This is a genomic window from Pseudomonas prosekii (assembly GCF_900105155.1).
GTDB lineage: Bacteria > Pseudomonadota > Gammaproteobacteria > Pseudomonadales > Pseudomonadaceae > Aquipseudomonas > Aquipseudomonas prosekii.
Genome location: NZ_LT629762.1, coordinates 110,524 through 127,331, shown reverse-complemented (window position 1 = coordinate 127,331; position 16,808 = coordinate 110,524). Strand labels below are relative to the sequence as shown.

Below are 16,808 nucleotides of genomic sequence, written 5' to 3'. Positions count from 1 at the left end.
GGGCACTAATGCTGTGTTGGGCGCGAATCCCTGTGGGAGCAAGGCTTGCCCGCGATGAGGCCGTGTCAGCCAGATCATTTCTTAATGACCCACCGCTTTCGCGAGCAAGCTCAGCTCCTACAGGTCTTGGGTTGATCCCGTGTGGGAGTGAGCTCGCTCGCGATGGCGCCGTCAGGTGCCGTCGAGGCTGCGGCGGACTTTTTCCAGGAGTTCGCTGATCTGGAAGGGTTTGACCAGCATGTCCATGCCTTCGCCGAGGAAGACTTGGCGGTTGAGGGCGTTTTCGGCGTAGCCGGTCATGAACAGGATCGGCAAGGCTTCGCGCCAGCCGCGGGCGACGTCTGCCAGCTCGCGGCCGGTCATGCGGGGCAGGCCGACATCGGTGAGCATCAGGTCGATGGTCAAGTCGTTCTGCAAGCGTTCCAGCGCTGTTTCGATATCGCCCGCCTGGGTGCAGCGGTAACCGGCATCGGTCAGCACCTCGGCGACGAACATACGCACCGAGGGCATGTCTTCGACAATCAACACATGCTCGCCTGCGCCTTGGGAATCGACCACCACCGGCTCGACTACCTCCATCAGCGGCTCAGCACTCGCCGGCAACATGATCGTCACTTCCGTGCCGCGCCGTGCGACGCTGCGGATGTGCGCATCGCCGCCGGACTGGCGGGCGAAACCGTAAATGGTCGAGAGCCCCAACCCGGTGCCCTGGCCCAGCGGTTTGGTGGTGAAAAACGGGTCGAACACCTTATCGATCACGTTGTGTTCAATGCCAGTGCCGTCGTCGCGCACGGCCAGCGCGATGTACGCGCCGTCGGTCATGTTCGGGTCGCCGTGCGAGTACGCGGCGTACGTGCTGACCCAGATATTGCCGCCCTGAGGCAACGCATCGCGGGCGTTGATCACCAGATTGAGCACCGCGCTTTCCAGCTGAATCGGATCGACCAAGGCAATCGCCGCTTTGTTGGTCAATTCCAGCTTCAGCGCAATCCGTTCACCAATCGTGCGCACTAGCAATTCTTCCAGCGAACGCACATGTTCGTTGATGTCCACCGGGCGCGTGTCCAACGGTTGTTGACGAGCAAACGCCAACAGACGATGGGTCAGCGCGGCGGCGCTCATCGCCGAATTCAGCGCCGCTTCGGCGTAAAACTGCACCTTGTCCAGACGTGAATCGCTGACCCGTTTCTGAATCAATTCCAGGCTGGTAATGATGCCAGTGAGCAAATTATTGAAATCGTGAGCAATGCCCCCAGTCAACTTGCCCAGCGCGTCCATTTTCTGCACTTGCAGCAGTTGCGCCTCGGTGCGCGCGCGTTCAGCGACTTCCTTGGCCAATTGCGTGGTGACGTCGTCGAGACGCGCCAGGTGCGAGCGTTCGCGATGGCGGTGTTCGGTGACGTCTTCGACAAACACCAGGCTCAATTCCGGCGTGCGATACGGCGAAATCTGCCACTCGGTCTCGCGCTCCTGACCTTCGACGCGCATGTTCAGCGTGCCTTTCCAGCGCTCGCCGTAAGCCAGGCGCAGGCGCAGTTCATCAATTACTGCGCCCTGATCGTCGGCGAAACATTCACGTAACGTGTCCGGGTCGAGGTTTTCCTGAATCAGCTGAGCAAACGCATGGTTGCATTCGTGGACTTTCAGCGTCGCGTCCATCACCGCGATAGGCGCCGAGACATTGGTAAAAATCTCGCGAAAGCGCGCCTCACTCTCACGCAGCGCGTTCTCGGTATCGCGCACCCGCATAAGCGTGCGCAAGGTCGCCAACAGCACGTCCGGGTCCACCGGGTGAATCAGGTAAGCGTCGGCGCCCGCGTCGAGGCCGGTGATGATGTCGCCGGTCTGGATCGAGGCCGCCGACACGTGAATCACCGGGAGCAGGGCGGTGGCCACTTCGGCGCGCAGTTTGCGCACGATGTCGAAGCCGCTCATGTCCGGCAGGTTGACGTCGAGGATCAGCGCATCGATCCGTTCGCTGTCGATCAGCGCCAAGCCATCGCCACCGGTGCCGGCTTCGAGAATCGCATAGCCGTGGCTTTCCAGGCGCCGGCGCAGGGCGTAGCGAGTGGCGACGTTGTCATCGACGATCAACAAGCGGATGTCACGTTTCATCGGCGGGCTCCACAGGAATGGCCAGCGGGATGATCACAAAAAAGGTCGAGCCAGTGCCCGGCGTGCTCTGCACCCCGACCTCGCCACCGAGGAGCGCGGCGAAGCGTTTGCACAGCGACAAGCCTAGCCCGGTGCCGCGCAAGCGTTTCTGCAAAGGTGAGTCGACCTGCGAAAAGTCCTCGAACAATGCGCCATGTAGCTCCGGGGCGATACCTATTCCGGTATCGGTGACGGCGAAGCGGATGCAATCGCCGTCTTCGAGCCGCGCCGAAACCCGCACTTCACCGCGTGTGGTGAACTTCAGCGAGTTGGAAATGAAGTTGCGCAGGATCTGCGCGAGTTTCTTGTCATCGGTAAACAGCCGTGGAATGCCCACCGGTTCTTCGAAAATCAGATCCACCGCGCCGCCATCGACAATCGGCCGGAACATCCCGCGCAACGCCGAGAACAGGTCGAACATGTCGAACCAGCCCGGCGAGATGGTGATGCGCCCGGCTTCGATCTTCGCCAGGTCTAGCAGGTCGTCGACCATGTCGCTCAACTCGCGTGCGGCACCGCTGACGAACGCCACTTGTTTGTGCTGTTCGCTGCTCAGCGGCCCGTCGAGTTCATCGGTCAGCAGCCCGGTGATGCTCAGGATCGAGCCCAGCGGGGTGCGGAATTCATGGCTCATGTACGACAGGAAACGGCTTTTCAGGTCCGACGCCTGGCGCAATTGATCGGCCTGCTGATCCAGCTCGGCGTACAACGCCAGGACGCCCTGATTGGTCTCGTCCAGCTCTTCACGCAGGGCGTTGGCTTCGCTCTGCAACTGCGCGATCAGCGCCGCTTGTTCATCGGGCGTCAGGTTCGGCGTCAGGTTCAGTGAATCAGCCATGGGCGGCCTCCAGAGCCACGACCAGCACCGTGACGTCGTCGCGCCCACGGCAGAAGTCGCGGTGCAAAATGGCGGCAATCACGGCGGGATGGCGGTGCACCAGGCCGGGGTAATCTTGCAGATTCCAACGAGACTGCAGGCCGTCGCTGTACATGATCAATAACTGTCCATTCACGTGAGCATAGTCAAAGGGTTGGGCTTTCCGATATTGGCCACCGACGATTCCGGGATGCGAGGCCAGGCCACGGGACTTGTCCGGGGCAATCAGGCAGGCGCCGATGTTACCGATGCCGACGAATCTCAGCGAGTCGCCGTCGAATTGGGCGATTGCCAATGCGCCGCCACGCGAACCGATCATCGCCCGATGAATGTCTTCCAGCAGCAATACCGGTGAGGCGAACGGCGTCAGCGCGTAAGTCTGCTCGCCGGCCCGCGCACCGCGTTCGGCTTCTTCGCCATGGCCCAAACCGTCGATGACCAACGCGCTGATGCTGGCGCCATCAAACGCCAGGTGGAACACGTCGCCACACGACGGGTCATCGTGCAAAGAGTGCTGGCTGATGCCGACGCGGCGGTCCGGTGCCTTGTCGTTACGCGGATAGAAACGCGTCAACAGCACGGTGCCGCGCGAGTCGGCGTGCACGTCGAACACGTCAGCCTGGCGCGACATGGCGCCGAGGCCGATGCCTTGGGTGCCACGGGTGGAGAAGCCGTCGGTCAGGCACGCTTGCACGTCGAAACCGCCCGCGCGATCAATCGCGAGGATTTCGATCCCGGCGCCCACGGCGCGCGGCAAGACTCGCAGGTGCAATTCGCCACGCGCCGCGTGTTTGAGAATGTTGCTGGCGAGTTCCGTCACCACCAGTGCGACGCGTCCGGCGTCGGTGGCGTCGAAGCCATGCTGCTCGGCGAGCTGTTGCGCGGTGCGGCGGGCGTGGCCGATCTGGCTGCTGTCCTCGATCGGCAAAACCTGCGTCAGGGTGCCCCCAATATTCATGTCCATCGGGTAATCGTTATGCGCGTGCCTTTGCCGGGCTCGGTTTCCAGTTCGAACTCTTCCACCAGACGCCGGGCGCCGGTCAGGCCCAAGCCGAGACCACCGCCGGAGGTCCAGCCGTCGGTCATCGCCAGTTTCAGGTCGGGGATGCCCGGCCCTTCGTCACGAAACACCAGACGCAAACCGGTACGGCCGCTCTCATCGAGAATTTCCCAATCCATGTCGCCGCCACCGCCATAGACCATGGTGTTACGCGCCAGCTCGCTGACCGCCGTAACCATTTTGGTCAGATCGATCAGGCGCATGCCGCATTCCTGGGCAAGCTTGCGCGCGGTCTGGCGGGCCAGGACCACGTCTTGCTCAATCTGAATCGGTTGGCTGCCGCTGCTGCGCACGCTCATTGTTCGCGCACTCGTTCCTGCAGCAGTTTCATCCCCCGCTCGACGTTCAGCGCAGTGCTGACGCCGGGCAAGGTCATGCCGAGTTCGACCAGGGTAATTGCCACGGCGGGCTGCATGCCGACCAATACCGTCTCGGCGTCCATGATCCTCGACAGGCCGGAAATGGTGCCGATCATCCGGCCGATAAACGAATCGACCATGTCCAGCGCAGAAATGTCGATCAGCACGCCGCGCGCGGAGGTGCGGCTGATGCGTTCGGACAGGTCGTCCTGAAGGGTCAGGGCCAACTGGTCATGCATGTCGACCTGGATGGTCACCAGCAGAAAGTCGCCCATTTGCAGAATCGGTATGCGTTCCATGGCCTCATCCCGCCTTGCTGACGGTAATTCCCAAGCGGGTCAGGGCCAGTTTCAGGGCGTCGGCCAGATTGGCCTTGGTCACCACGCCTTGCAGGTCGAGGCCCAGGTGCACGATGGTTTGCGCGATTTGCGGACGCACGCCGCTGATGATGCAGTCAGCGCCCATCAGGCGAATCGCGGTCACGGTTTTCAGCAGGTGTTGCGCGACCAGGGTATCGACGGTCGGCACGCCAGTGATGTCGATAATGGCGATTTCCGAACCGGTGTCGACGATGCGTTGCAGCAGTGATTCCATGACCACTTGGGTGCGTTGCGAATCCAGTGTGCCGATCATCGGCAGCGCCAGCACGCCGTCCCACAACTTGACCACCGGGGTCGACAGCTCCAGCAGTTCTTCCTGCTGACGCTTGATCACCGCTTCACGGGATTTCTGGAAGGTGCGGATGGTGTGCATGCCGAGCGCATCGAGCAGCTCGGAAACTTCCCAGAGTTGTTCGCCGAGCTGCGCTGGATTATTGCTGTAGAGGTTTTGCAGCAGGCTGAATACCGGACCCTTGAGGGAGAAAATGAAGCTGGCAGTCTGCTGCGAATCCTGGCCGAGCAGGGCGCGGCTGTGGGAGAGTTTTTCGAGAAACTGACGAATCTCGTCCCAGGCCGGCGCGGCGATGTTCTGGCCATTGCCTTGCTCAAGGCCGGAAATCACCAACTGGAGAAACTCGGACATCTGTTGCTTGAGGTCCTGTTCCTTGAGGTTGCGCGTCGCGCCGTTGGCTTCGAGGCCTTTGGTCCATTCGGCAAGCAGTTGCGATTGTTGTGTTTTCATCGCTTCAAGCGTGCTGGTTTGCAGTGCTGCCATGTGTGTCGACTCCCAAAAGGTCTGCACCGATTCCCCAAATTACGATCGGCGCAAATCAGTGACATTTGTGGTGTGAATTAGTTGTTAGCGGGCGCAAGGATATTTTTATCCTGAGCAGAACTCTAGTAGTCACTGCACAAGGCTGTGATCTTTTATCAGCGAGCATGGCACTGTCCATTCAATTTGAACCCTGCGCCAACAATGGCTTCCTATTTTCAAGGCCTGACTGTTTTGGCCGCGCATGTGAATTGACGAGCGAGGTACTTATGAAAGACCAGTCTCAGCAACAGGATCCGGGCGGGGCACCGATTGACCGCAATGACCCGGCAATCGACCCGCAAGTGCCGGGGGACGGGGCTCCGGGCAACGATCAGAGCCGCGATCAAGGCGTCGCCCAGAACCGCGATCAAAGCCGCGATGAAAATACTGCCGAACCGGAAAGCGCCGACAGCGAAGTCGATCAGAAAAACGTTCACGACGATAACGACAACGAATTCAGTCCCGGTTTCAAACCCGAGCCCGATCGGCCATCGCCGGGTGAAGACACCGATGCCGATATTGATACTGATGGCGGCTGATAACAGACACAAAAACCGCATCCAATGGATGCGGTTTTTTTATGCGGTTGTTTATTCAACTGTTTAAACGGCGTTACTTGCTTGGGTGTTTGGCTTGCAATTCTTTCGCTGCGGTCAGATGTTTTTCCAGCGCCGGCAGCATTTTCTGTGCAAAACCTTTCAACTCGGTGGCACCGGCCTTTTTATCGTCGGTGACTGTTTCAGCTTCTTTCTTAAACAGCGCGATGGTTTCTTCGTGGGCCTTTACCTGATTATTGGCATAGGCCGCATCGAACGATTCGTCGCGCATGTCGAGGATTTTTTCCTTGGCTTGCTTGACCAGCGTGGTGTCGTCCGGCACCTCGATGTCATGCTTGTTCGCCAGGGCTTTGAGTTCTGCGTTCGCCTCGGTGTGATCTTTGATCATCATGTTGGCGAAGGCTTTGATGTCTGCCGATGAACTCTTTTCCAGAGCCAATTTGCTGGTTTCGATCTCGGCGATGCCGCCAGCGGCCGCGTTGTCGACAAAATCATTGGAAGTGGCAGCAAAAGCAGTGCTCATACCGGTGCTCAGGGCAACGGCGAGGGCGAGGTGGCGCAGGTTAAATCCGTCCATTGGTTCATCTCCACACGGGTTTTATAAGCGATCAGGTGATCGTTATGTAATGGAGGCTTGCGGGCGACGAAAGGTTTTATCGCAAATGCAAAACGACGACGAACGGACACCGCTGGTCTGACAGCAGGTCGACAGAAGCGGGTAACCGAGGCCATTCTGATGGTTGGCGAACGCAAGTGACCGCGTTTGCTGCCGATCAATAAACGGAGGTGTTCCATGCCGGTGCCACACGATCTTTATCAGGATTTGAATATTTCCAAGGAAGATATCCAGCAAAAACGCACCAAGGATCCGTTACTGGATTCACTGATCAACAAGTACTCGCAGGCTGATGCCGAGGTGGTCAAGGCTGAAACCGCACAGTCGGACGCGCCAAGTGACGACGCTTTGAAAAAACTCAAGGAGCGGCGTTTCCAGGTCAAAGAGAAAATTGTTCAGCAGCTTCAGGCCTCGTCCTGACCACCGACGACTGGTGACTGAATAATTGGAACGGCGCTCAAGCCCGGCACCTCGAAAGTACAGAGTCTTCCATCCCCGACTCACTTTTCAGAGGTGCCAACCAATGTCTGATACACGGTTTTCCAACGAAAAATTTCCCAGCGAACAGCAGGGCGGGTACGACCCGATTCCGACCCATCCAGAACCGCTGAGCCCTGGCCGCACCACCGTCAACCCCGAGGACGAGCCGGGGATCGACGAGCTGCCGAACAACGAAGGCGCCAAGCCGCTGGAGCAAAGCGACGGCACCGACATCGATCCGGAACGCGTGCGCGAAGAAACCGACAACGCCGAGCGCGATAACCAGATCAATCCGCGCTGATCGCAAAACACCGGGAGCCCCACCCCCGAAAAGGCCCAAACCCCTTCGATACTGTAGGAGCGAGGCTTGCCCGCGAAGGCGTCTTTTCAGTCGACCTCTATGGCGACTATGAAGACGCCTTCGCGGGCAAGCCCGCTCCTACAAGGGCGGGGTTGGGGGGGGTTATTGAAGTGCTTTGCTTAGCGGCAAGCGCACCATGTGCTGCGCTTTCAGCGAACCGAAATACAACCACTCGCCATACTCGCGCACCGTGGTAATCGGCGAGTAATTGCCGTCGCTCGCGTCCTGCAGATTGGCAATGACCTTGCCGTCCAGATCCAACCCCAAAGCAAACCCACGCTTTTCAACCGGTTTAGGCAATACGGTCATCGCCCGCGCGATCATCTTGCGCACAAACGGGTGCGGCGCCGTCGCATCGAGTAGCGCATTGCGCGGCGCATACAGCGCCACCCAGAACCGATCACGACCATTGAACGCGAGGTTGTCCGGCATCCCCGGCAAGTTATCGATGAAAACATCGTGCGTCCCGGCCTTCGGTCCGCTCAGCCAATACCGGCTGATGCGATAAGCCCCGGTTTCGTTGACCAGCACATACGCATCGTCCGGCCCCAGCGTCACGCCGTTGGCGAACTCGAGTTTTTCCAGCAGCACCTCGGTTTTGCCGCTCTGGAAGTCATAACGCAGCAAACGCCCGTCGCCGCCGTGCTCGATGATCGCCGCGCCGTCCTTGCCGTAACCCCAGCGGCTCGACGCATCGCTGAAGTAGGCGTAATGCCCGGACTTGTCGATGGCCACGTCGTCGGTAAACCCGAAAGGCACGCCGTTTGCCTCGGTGGTCAATGGAATTACCTGGCCCAGCGCGTCCAGCGACAGCAAACCCTTGAGCCCGTCAGCGATCACCAGCATGCCGTTGGGATGCCGCGCGAGGCCCAGCGGCCGGCCACCGGTGTCGGTCAGCACGGTGCGGGTTTTGCCATCGAGGCTGCTGCGGATCACTCGGCCATCGTGCAGGCCGGTGATCAGCGCACCCTCTTCGAGCAGCAACGCCTCCGGCCCGTCGATATCCGCTGCGCCAATGCGCTCGACGTCCTTGAGGCGTTGATTGTCGGCGTAGACGCCGCTGACCATCGACGGCGCCGGTGCCGGCGTCCACGCCAGCGGATGGACCTTGGTCGGCATCAGCAATAAAAAACCGCCAGTGACGACGATCAGCACCACTGCAAATCTGAGGACTGATCTCACGCGCTCACTCCCGCAGCAGCGACGTGCGCTTGTGCACGGTCGCGCAACGCCGCCAGCGACGCTGCCGATTCTCGTTCGATACGGCGCTTGAGCACTAGTTGATTGGCGATGCGCATGCCCAGGCTGCTGAACTGATAATCCAGCGTGCGCACAAACCGCGTGCCGTCGCCCTCGGCGTCGCACTGATAAGTCAGCATCAGCGACAACCCGTGATCGCCCCGCGCCCGCGCGCTCCAGCGGCGCCCCGGCAGGTATTCTTCGACGTCCCAGCTCAGATGGCCGTCGCGGCCACCGGCGCGAATATCCTCCTCGAAACGCGCGCCGGCATGCAGCGGGCCGGCGTCGCCGTCGACCTTCAGCGACGACGGATGCCACTCCGGCCAACGGCTCACGGTGCTGGCGTAGGCGAGCACGGCAATCGGATTGGCGGCAATCACGATCTGATGTTGCATGCGGGTCATGGGCGTTCTCGTCGGGTGCGGGTGGGCGTGCTCCGGTTCCCAGTAAAGGGTGCCGAACAGGTAATCCATCAGGGGAAAGACGATATTGAAATTACGTTCCTGCATCAGCTCACGGCGGTGATGCAGTTCATGCAGGCGGCGCATCTGCCGAATCCACGGCAACCGCGTGACCGGATTGCGCGGCGGCAAATGCTCGCAAGCATGGAACACTTCGTATAGCAGGTAACCAAGAACCATGCAGCCACCAGACAGGCCGGCGACGTTGGCGTTGAGCAGCGACAACAGCCACCACAGCGGCAGGGTGAAGACCAGCGTGTGCACCACGATCAGCCACGCCGGGAACAGAATCACTCGCCAGTCGCGAGCGTTGTCGTAGGTCATGTGGCCGGGCGCGAAGAAGCTGTGATGGTCGCCGGCATGCCGCGCGTAGAACATCCGCGCAAAACTCTTTTTGTGATGCCCCAAGTGCCGATGCACGCTGTACACGGCGAAGTTGAACAACAGCAGCGTCAACGGCACTGCCAGCCATTCCAGTGGCTGAACCTGCTGCACGGTGCGCCAGAATCCGCCTATCGCCAGCACGCCGAACAGCAGCACAAACGCGCCGTGCAGCCACGGGTTATAGAAACGATGGATGTCGGCGCGGTAGCGGCTGCGAAACGCTTGGGTGGTCTGCCTCACTGCAATCACCTGTGATTTTTGTCCTCACAGCAGATTAGCCGATTCGCGGGCGCAGGCTTGGTCAACCTTGAGGACACAAACGCCAGGCTCCGGTGCAAATGCGCAGGTCGGCGGGGTCAGCCCAACGGGTTCCAGCGTTGCGACCAGTCGTCGTCGGTCTTGATCACCTCGCGCAGCAGGTCGAACGCCTGTTGCAGCGTCGCCGAATCGCGGTCGCGGGAATAAACCAGGTAGGTCGGGTAACTGAATTCCGGCGCTTTCGGCACGGCTTCCAGCACGCCGCTTTGCAGGTAACTTTGCACCACGCGCGTGCGGAAATAACCGCTGCCGCCGTGTTCGAGCAAGTACTGCAAGGCCAGCGGGCCGAGGTTGAAACTCAGCGCAGCCTTGGCTTTTTCCGGCAGCGCGGCGTCGTGTTGGCGCCGGAAGTCCGGGCCCCAGTCGATGTAGACATACGGGTCGGGTTTGCCGGCCAGGCGCACGAGGATCAGCTTTTCTTCCAACACTTGCTCGACTTGCAGGCGCGGCCAGTATTCCGGTTGGTAGACCAGCGCGGCGTCGAGCACGCCCAGTTCCAACTGGCGCAGCAGGTTTTCCCCGTCGCGGATTTCCATGCGCAATGCGTGGCTGGGGATTTTCTCGCGCAGCTCGGCGGCCCAACTGAGCATCAGCGGATTGCACAGGCTGACCTCGCCACCGATGTGCAGGACGTCGCGATAACCTTCGGGCAACGGCAGGTCGCGGCGCGCGGCTTCCCAGGTTTGCACCAGTTGGTTGGCGTAGGTCACGAAGGCTTCGCCATTCGGCGTCAGGCGCGCACCGGCGCGATTGCGCACAAACAGCGTGCTGCCCAATTGGCTTTCGAGCTTCTGCACCCGCGCGGTGATCGCGGTTTGAGTAACGTGGAGCTTTTGCGCAGCGGCGGCGAGGCTGCCGTGACGGACAATTTCCAGAAAAGTGCGCGCGAGATCGATGTCCATGGGCTGGCCGCCAGTGTGGGTCGGCAATTGTAAGAGCGCCGGCAGTCGCTGCCTACCGCGCAAACAAAAATGCCCACGCAAAACCTGTAGCAGCTGCCGAGCCTGCGAGGCTGCGTTCGGCTGCGCAGCAGTCGTGATCCGGCTGTCCGGTGTTCCTGAAGACTCACGTGACTGGATTTACGACGGCTGCGCCGCCGGACGCAGCCTCGCAGGCTCGGCAGCTGCTACATAGAGCGGTGCGGGGGCGGTGGTTATTTTTGGGCGCAGGTTTGGGTGGGCAAATGTAGCAACGGCCGCAGTTTGTGCCTACCGCGCAAGCAAAAATGCCCACGCAAAACCTGTAGCAGCTGCCGAGCCTGCGAGGCTGCGTTCGGCTGCGCAGCAGTCGTGATCCGACTGCCCGGTGTTCCTGAAGACTCACGTGACTGGGTTTGCGACGGCTGCGCCGCCGGACGCAGCCTCGCAGGCTCGGCAGCTGCTACATAGAGCGTGGGTGGTTGTAAGGGAGAGCGAAGCGGCGTTGCGGGTTATTCGGTGAGTTCGGTCTCGAGCAGCTGCGCCCAGTCTGCGATCAGGCGCTGCGGGGTGCCGCAGGCCTTGCGTTTGTAGACGAAGTTGCGGCACTTCTCGGCGAATTGGTTGCGGTTTTGCACCATGTCCAGCTGCATCTGCGCCAGCTCTGCTGCTCGGCATTGCGCTATCAACAAACGGTCATCGCCGGTTTTGCGCTGGCGAATCGGCGCATACGCCGGATCGGTCAACACCCCATTCGCCCGTTGCAACAACCACAAACCGAACTCGTCGGGGCAGCGCGGACCGATCTCCTGAACCATGCCCCATTGCAGCGCCTGCTTGGCGCTCACCGGCAGGCAGTCTTGGGTGAGTTTTTCCGCCAGCACCGGGCCTACCGCGCGCGGCAGGCTGTAGGTCCAGTATTCCGAGCCATACAAACCCATGCTTTTGTAATGCGGATTAAGCACGGTTTCGGCGCGGGCCAACACGATGTCGGCGGCCAGTGCCAGCATCACACCGCCAGCCCCGGCGCTGCCGGTCATGCCGCACACCACCAGTTGCCGGGCGCTGAGCAGCTCCTCGCAGACATCGTCGATCGCCTGAATATTCGCCCACGCTTCCAGCCCCGGCACCTCGGCGGCCTGAATCACATTCAAATGCACGCCGTTGGAAAAACTCCCGCGCCCGCCCTTGATCAGCAACACCTGAGTCTCGCGCGCCTTGGCCCAGCGCAGTGCGGTGACCAGACGCTGACATTGTTCGGTGCTCATCGCGCCGTTGTAGAACTCGAACGTCAGCTCGCCGACATGCCCGGATTCGCGATAACGGATCGGTTGATAAGCTTCCTCGTTGAACGGCTGCGAAGCGATCGACCAGTCGAGCGTCGGCACTTCATGCAACTGCTGCGCGAGCATATGCCGGGCCGGGCGCTTGAACGTTTCTTCGCCGGGCAGCGGTTTGCGCCGCAACGCGCCGATCCACAGACTGTGATCGCCAGTCGCGACCAGCACTGCGTCGTCGTGCACCGCGAGAATCTGGCCCGGCGTGCCGCTGCGCGCGTCCAGATGCGCGTCATACAGGTAGTACTGGCCGCCGGCCAGACTGGCCAACACCCCCGGTTGACCGTCAGCCGCGTCGATCCGGCGTTTGATGAACCGCGAGCAATCGTGCCAACTGAACGCGCGATCCGCCTGCTTCATGCTCGGCTGTAAACGCCCGATAACCTGCGGTTGGCGGTAGTCCAGCGGCTCCGGAGTAAACCCGGCGTTGAATTTCTCGACGACTTCGCGGATGCAGCGGATCGCCGCATCACTGACCCGCCCGTTGTACAGCTCGGATTTGCGCAGGCCTGGCGGCAGGTTGAATTCGCAGGTGGCCCAGACCGGCCCGGCGTCCATCTCTTCCACCGCTTGCAACGCGGTCACGCCCCATCGCTGCAGCTCATTGGAAATCGCCCAGTCGAGGGCGCTGGCGCCGCGATCACCGACAATCCCCGGATGAATGATCACCACCGGGCGCTGCGGATCGCTCCACAATTGCTGCGGCACGCGGTCCTTGAGGAACGGGCAAATCACCAGGTCGGCGCCGGAGTGCTCGATCTGTTCGCACACCGCGTTTTCGTCGGTAAACAGCACCACGCTCGGCGAATGCCCGGCCTCGCGCAATTCCAGCCACGCGCGTTGAGTCAGGCCGTTGAACGCCGATGCCAGCAGGATGATTTTCAGTGAACGCATGAGTGCCTCTTCCTTGAGCAGTGATAGCCGTTGGCTCGTGATGAGCCGTCCCTGGCTGTCGATGGAAGTAAGAGGGTAATGATTGCCGCGCGCCGACAACTGACCGGGATCAAGCTTCGGTCGATCAGCCACTGATTCCCGTGGGAGCTAGGCTTGCCCGCGATGGCGTTGTGTCAGTCAACATTTGCATCAACTGACCCTACGCCTTCGCGGGCAAGCCTCGCTCCTACAGGCGATTTGCGAGGTGGGTAAAGCTCGAGCTCAGAAGGAGAAACAGGAGCAGCCGAACGCGCCCCAGAATCCCTGGAAATCACTCACCGGTGCCGACGACAATCGCGCGCGTTCGTGGCTGTGCGCATGCACCGCGCAGGCGCCGACACATTGGTGAACCTGCGCAGTCAGCGGCGCCAGCGGTTTCCAGTGCCCCGGCACTTTCGCCACGGGCGACCACTCAGGCACCACCGGAATCGGCGGCGGCGACAGTTTGTCGAACTCGACACTGCCGTAGACGATCTTGCCGTCGACAATAGTCAGCACCGATTCGATCCACTTGATCGCTTCGTCCTCGATGTGAAAATAATCCGCCGACAGCGCAATCAGGTCCGCCAGTTGCCCGACCTTGATCTGGCCTTTCTGCCCTTGTTCGGAGGAAAACCAGGCGCTGCCGTGGGTGAACAGTTCCAGCGCAGTGTCGCGGCTTAAGCCTTGCGGGTATAGCTCCAGGCCGCCGACGGTGCGGCCGCTGACCAGCCAGAACAGCGAAGTCCACGGGTTGTAACTCGACACGCGGGTGGCGTCGGTGCCGGCGCCGACCGGGATGCCTTCGGCCAACATGCGCGCGATCGGTGGTGTGTGTTCGGCGGCTTTGGCGCCGTAGCGGTCGACGAAATATTCGCCCTGAAACGCCATCCGGTCCTGAATCGCAATGCCGCCGCCCAGGGCTTTGACCCGCTCGATATTCTGCGGCGTGATGGTTTCGGCATGGTCGAAAAACCACGGCAGACCGTTGAACGGAATGTCGCGATTGACCTTCTCGAACACGTCGAGCATACGGCTGATGGACTCGTTGTAAGTCGCATGCAAACGGAACGGCCAGCGCTGTTCCACCAAGTGGCGAACGACTGGTTCGAGTTCCTGTTCCATGGTTTGCGGCAGGTCCGGGCGCGGTTCAAGGAAATCTTCGAAATCAGCGGCGGAGAACACCAGCATCTCGCCGGCGCCGTTGTGTTTGAGGAAGGCATCGCCCTGACCGTAATGCGAGGTGCTGGTCCAGTTCTTGAAGTCGGTGAGTTCTTCCTTGGGTTTTTGCGTGAACAAGTTGTAGGCGATACGCACGGTCAGCTGTTTGTCGTCGGCCAGTTGCTGGATGACTTGGTAATCGTCCGGGTAATTCTGATAACCGCCGCCGGCATCGATGGCGCTGGTCACGCCGAGGCGGTTGAGTTCGCGCATGAACTGGCGCGTCGAATTGACCTGATGTTCCAGCGGCAGTTTCGGCCCCTTGGCCAGGGTCGAATAAAGAATCATCGCGTTTGGCCGGGCGATCAGCATGCCGGTCGGATCGCCATTCGAATCGCGGACAATCTCGCCACCCGGCGGGTTCGGCGTATCGCGCGTGTAACCGACCACTTTCAGCGCGGCGCGGTTGAGCAGGGCGCGGTCATAGAGGTGCAGGACGAACACCGGCGTATCCGGCGCGGCTTTGTTCAATTCTTCGAGGGTGGGCAGGCGCTTTTCGGCGAATTGGAATTCGTTCCAGCCGCCGACCACGCGTACCCATTGCGGGGTCGGCGTGCGGTCGGCCTGGTCCTTGAGCAAGCGCAAGGCGTCGACCAATGACGGCACGCCTTCCCAGCGCAGTTCGAGGTTGTAATTGAGCCCGCCACGAATCAGGTGCAGGTGCGAGTCGTTGAGGCCGGGGATCACCGTGCGCCCGTGCAGGTCGATGATTTGCGTGCCGGGGCCTTGCAGCGCCATTGCTTGCGCGTCACTGCCGACCACCACGAAGCGCCCATCCTTGATCGCCACGGCGCTGGCCTGGGGTTTCTTGCGGTCAACGGTGTGCAAACGACCGTTGTACAGAATCAGATCGGCCGGGGCATCGGGCATGGTTTTACTCCCTGCGAAAAGTGGGCTGACCCAGGCACCCAAGGCGCCAGCGGTCAGGCCTTGCAATACGCGGCGGCGATTAAAACCGTCGTGGTCATCAGGTGGGCTCATGACAACGTTCTCCGCTCGGTTCTCGGTTCTCGGATCAGCAAACAGGCGTTGAACTGCCGATGGCTGACGCATGCGGCCAGAAGGAATATAGACGGCAAATCGCCGAATGGCCTGTTGACCTGCCCGACAGGCTGATCGGCGCCGGGATTGCGTGGGGGCCTGAAACGACAAATCCCGCCATGTCGGCGGGATTTGTTGTGCAGCACTGACGCTGCCCGGCGTGGGCAGCCGTCATCTTACGAAGGGAACAGTTCGGACAGTTTCATCGCCAGCATCATGTCGCCTTCAGCGCGCAGTTTGCCGCCCATGAACGCTTGCATGCCGTCGGTCGTGCCGTCGACGATGCCCTGCAGGGTTTCGCCGTCCATCACCAGAGTGACCTGCGCGTCCGGGTTTTCGCCTTCTTGCAGTTCGCAGGTTTTGTCCTTGACGATCAACGAGAAGTTTTTGCTGTCGTCGATGCGGAAACCGAATACCAGGTCCAGGCCGGCGGCGGCATCTGGGTTGAACTTGGCTTTCATTGCTTGTACGGCGTCGGCTACGGAGGTCATGGTTCGATCCTTTTCTTGGGAATTACAGCTGGGTAGCTACAGTTGGGTGATGACAGCAGGGTGATGACAGCCAGGGTCACACCAGTCCGGACTCAGCGAAATGTGATGAGTTCCGGGGCCTTCAACAATTGCAGGTGCGCATGACTGTTGAAGGAAGCCAGAGCCACCTCGCGACCACGAAACTTCAGTTGGTTGAGCGAGGTGTTGACGATTTGCCAGTTGAGTTCAAAAGCTTGTTTTGCCGGCATTTGCGTAATCAGGTGGAGCAGGGCAGTGATGGTGCCGCCGGAAGTAAACACGGCGATTTTCTGCGTGTTGTCGGCCTGGTCGAGAATCCGCTGCAAGCCTGCCTGGACCCGCTCGACAAAACCCAGCCAGCTTTCCAGCCCCGGCGTGTCGTAGGTGCCGGCCAGCCAGCGCTCGACGATCAGGGCGAAAATGCGCTGAAACTCGGCGCGGTTCTGCGCGGCGTTGCGCAGGATCTCCAGCGCCTCAGGTTCGTCGTCGAGCATTGCCGGGAGCAGGGCGCGGATCACCGCGTCGGCATCAAATTCGTTGAACGCGGAGTCGGTTTCCAGGATTGGCGTGGGCATGCCGACCGCAGCGAATTGTTCCAGCGCACTGGTGGCGGTGTGCTGCTGGCGACGCAAGTCACCGGCGAGGCAGCGATCGAAGCTGATGCCCAGCCCGGCGAGGTGCTGGCCGAGGACTTCTGCCTGGCGCACACCGGTCGGCGACAGGACGTCATAGTCGTCTGCACCAAAGGAGGCCTGGCCATGTCGAATCAAATAGATGCTGCCCACGTCCGCGTCATCCCGGTACGTTGAAG

17 protein-coding genes are annotated in these 16,808 nt (G+C 60.9%); 3 read left to right on the top strand and 14 right to left on the bottom strand.

Annotated elements, in window-relative coordinates:
• Positions 1-171: 171 nt before the first annotated feature.
• Genes BLU01_RS00580 through BLU01_RS00555 form a run of 6 tightly spaced genes read right to left on the bottom strand, consistent with a single transcriptional unit; the run spans position 172 to position 5,605 of the window.
• Positions 172-2,115, bottom strand: coding sequence for a response regulator (locus BLU01_RS00580; RefSeq protein ID WP_092269367.1), 1,944 nt, complete (start codon positions 2,113-2,115; stop codon positions 172-174).
• Complete coding sequence (locus tag BLU01_RS00575) at positions 2,105-2,992, bottom strand: sensor histidine kinase (RefSeq protein WP_092269364.1); 888 nt, start codon at positions 2,990-2,992, stop codon at positions 2,105-2,107. The genes BLU01_RS00580 and BLU01_RS00575 overlap by 11 nt, the downstream gene beginning before the upstream one ends.
• Positions 2,985-3,989 carry an ATP-binding protein gene (locus tag BLU01_RS00570; protein ID WP_092281396.1) on the bottom strand — a complete coding sequence of 335 codons (1,005 nt, stop codon included), beginning with the start codon at positions 3,987-3,989 and terminating at the stop codon, positions 2,985-2,987. The genes BLU01_RS00575 and BLU01_RS00570 overlap by 8 nt, the downstream gene beginning before the upstream one ends.
• Entirely contained in the window at positions 3,986-4,390 is a 405-nt protein-coding gene (locus BLU01_RS00565; protein ID WP_092269361.1) for an anti-sigma regulatory factor, read from the bottom strand. The genes BLU01_RS00570 and BLU01_RS00565 overlap by 4 nt, the downstream gene beginning before the upstream one ends.
• Positions 4,387-4,749, bottom strand: a complete 363-nt coding sequence (locus tag BLU01_RS00560; protein ID WP_092269358.1) for an STAS domain-containing protein — start codon at positions 4,747-4,749, stop codon at positions 4,387-4,389. Before BLU01_RS00560 ends, BLU01_RS00565 begins: the two co-directional genes overlap by 4 nt.
• Before the next feature lie 4 nt (positions 4,750-4,753).
• On the bottom strand, positions 4,754-5,605 hold the full coding sequence (locus tag BLU01_RS00555) for an STAS domain-containing protein (protein WP_092269354.1): 852 nt from the start codon (positions 5,603-5,605) through the stop codon (positions 4,754-4,756).
• Positions 5,606-5,871: 266 nt separating this feature from the next.
• Here BLU01_RS00555 and BLU01_RS00550 point away from each other — a divergent pair, with 266 nt between their 5' ends.
• A complete protein-coding gene (locus BLU01_RS00550; RefSeq protein ID WP_092269351.1) occupies positions 5,872-6,183 on the top strand; it encodes a hypothetical protein in 312 nt (103 codons plus the stop codon).
• 73 nt (positions 6,184-6,256) lie between these two features.
• Here BLU01_RS00550 and BLU01_RS00545 read toward each other — a convergent pair whose 3' ends face one another.
• Positions 6,257-6,778 carry a DUF4142 domain-containing protein gene (locus tag BLU01_RS00545; protein WP_092269348.1) on the bottom strand — a complete coding sequence of 174 codons (522 nt, stop codon included), beginning with the start codon at positions 6,776-6,778 and terminating at the stop codon, positions 6,257-6,259.
• Between the two features lie 216 nt (positions 6,779-6,994).
• Here BLU01_RS00545 and BLU01_RS00540 point away from each other — a divergent pair, with 216 nt between their 5' ends.
• On the top strand, positions 6,995-7,237 hold the full coding sequence (locus tag BLU01_RS00540) for a DUF465 domain-containing protein (RefSeq protein WP_092269345.1): 243 nt from the start codon (positions 6,995-6,997) through the stop codon (positions 7,235-7,237).
• A gap of 103 nt (positions 7,238-7,340) precedes the next feature.
• Positions 7,341-7,598, top strand: a complete 258-nt coding sequence (locus BLU01_RS00535) for a hypothetical protein (RefSeq protein WP_092269342.1) — start codon at positions 7,341-7,343, stop codon at positions 7,596-7,598.
• Positions 7,599-7,760: 162 nt separating this feature from the next.
• Here BLU01_RS00535 and BLU01_RS00530 read toward each other — a convergent pair whose 3' ends face one another.
• From BLU01_RS00530 to BLU01_RS00500, 7 genes are all read right to left on the bottom strand, one after another.
• A complete protein-coding gene (locus tag BLU01_RS00530) occupies positions 7,761-8,840 on the bottom strand; it encodes an SMP-30/gluconolactonase/LRE family protein (protein WP_092269340.1) in 1,080 nt (359 codons plus the stop codon).
• On the bottom strand, positions 8,837-9,982 hold the full coding sequence (locus tag BLU01_RS00525) for a sterol desaturase/SRPBCC family protein (RefSeq protein ID WP_092269337.1): 1,146 nt from the start codon (positions 9,980-9,982) through the stop codon (positions 8,837-8,839). Before BLU01_RS00525 ends, BLU01_RS00530 begins: the two co-directional genes overlap by 4 nt.
• A gap of 116 nt (positions 9,983-10,098) precedes the next feature.
• Positions 10,099-10,962 (bottom strand): LysR family transcriptional regulator, encoded by an 864-nt coding sequence (locus tag BLU01_RS00520; RefSeq protein ID WP_092269334.1) that lies wholly within the window; start codon positions 10,960-10,962, stop codon positions 10,099-10,101.
• 527 nt (positions 10,963-11,489) lie between these two features.
• Positions 11,490-13,208, bottom strand: a complete 1,719-nt coding sequence (locus BLU01_RS00515; RefSeq protein WP_092269331.1) for a hydrogenase maturation protein — start codon at positions 13,206-13,208, stop codon at positions 11,490-11,492.
• Positions 13,209-13,469: 261 nt separating this feature from the next.
• Complete coding sequence (locus BLU01_RS00510) at positions 13,470-15,317, bottom strand: amidohydrolase (RefSeq protein WP_167370459.1); 1,848 nt, start codon at positions 15,315-15,317, stop codon at positions 13,470-13,472.
• A 347-nt stretch (positions 15,318-15,664) separates the two neighbouring features.
• Positions 15,665-15,979 (bottom strand): SCP2 sterol-binding domain-containing protein, encoded by a 315-nt coding sequence (locus BLU01_RS00505; RefSeq protein WP_092269324.1) that lies wholly within the window; start codon positions 15,977-15,979, stop codon positions 15,665-15,667.
• A gap of 92 nt (positions 15,980-16,071) precedes the next feature.
• The gene (locus BLU01_RS00500) at positions 16,072-16,782 is read right to left on the bottom strand and encodes a histidine phosphatase family protein (protein ID WP_092269321.1); all 711 of its coding nucleotides are present in this window, start codon (positions 16,780-16,782) and stop codon (positions 16,072-16,074) included.
• Positions 16,783-16,808 lie beyond the last annotated feature (26 nt).

Excerpts from the sequence above, each read along its gene's own strand:
- BLU01_RS00570 (WP_092281396.1), bottom strand. The coding sequence starts at position 3,989 with ATGAATATTGGGGGCACCCTGACGCAGGTTTTGCCGATCGAGGACAGC.
- BLU01_RS00555 (WP_092269354.1), bottom strand. The coding sequence starts at position 5,605 with ATGGCAGCACTGCAAACCAGCACGCTTGAAGCGATGAAAACACAACAA.
- BLU01_RS00550 (WP_092269351.1), top strand. The coding sequence starts at position 5,872 with ATGAAAGACCAGTCTCAGCAACAGGATCCGGGCGGGGCACCGATTGAC.
- BLU01_RS00520 (WP_092269334.1), bottom strand. The coding sequence starts at position 10,962 with ATGGACATCGATCTCGCGCGCACTTTTCTGGAAATTGTCCGTCACGGC.
- BLU01_RS00545 (WP_092269348.1), bottom strand. The coding sequence starts at position 6,778 with ATGGACGGATTTAACCTGCGCCACCTCGCCCTCGCCGTTGCCCTGAGC.
- BLU01_RS00535 (WP_092269342.1), top strand. The coding sequence starts at position 7,341 with ATGTCTGATACACGGTTTTCCAACGAAAAATTTCCCAGCGAACAGCAG.
- BLU01_RS00510 (WP_167370459.1), bottom strand. The coding sequence starts at position 15,317 with ATGCCCGATGCCCCGGCCGATCTGATTCTGTACAACGGTCGTTTGCAC.
- BLU01_RS00565 (WP_092269361.1), bottom strand. The coding sequence starts at position 4,390 with ATGAGCGTGCGCAGCAGCGGCAGCCAACCGATTCAGATTGAGCAAGAC.
- BLU01_RS00580 (WP_092269367.1), bottom strand. The coding sequence starts at position 2,115 with ATGAAACGTGACATCCGCTTGTTGATCGTCGATGACAACGTCGCCACT.
- BLU01_RS00515 (WP_092269331.1), bottom strand. The coding sequence starts at position 13,208 with ATGCGTTCACTGAAAATCATCCTGCTGGCATCGGCGTTCAACGGCCTG.
- BLU01_RS00560 (WP_092269358.1), bottom strand. The coding sequence starts at position 4,749 with ATGGAACGCATACCGATTCTGCAAATGGGCGACTTTCTGCTGGTGACC.
- BLU01_RS00575 (WP_092269364.1), bottom strand. The coding sequence starts at position 2,992 with ATGGCTGATTCACTGAACCTGACGCCGAACCTGACGCCCGATGAACAA.
- BLU01_RS00505 (WP_092269324.1), bottom strand. The coding sequence starts at position 15,979 with ATGACCTCCGTAGCCGACGCCGTACAAGCAATGAAAGCCAAGTTCAAC.
- BLU01_RS00540 (WP_092269345.1), top strand. The coding sequence starts at position 6,995 with ATGCCGGTGCCACACGATCTTTATCAGGATTTGAATATTTCCAAGGAA.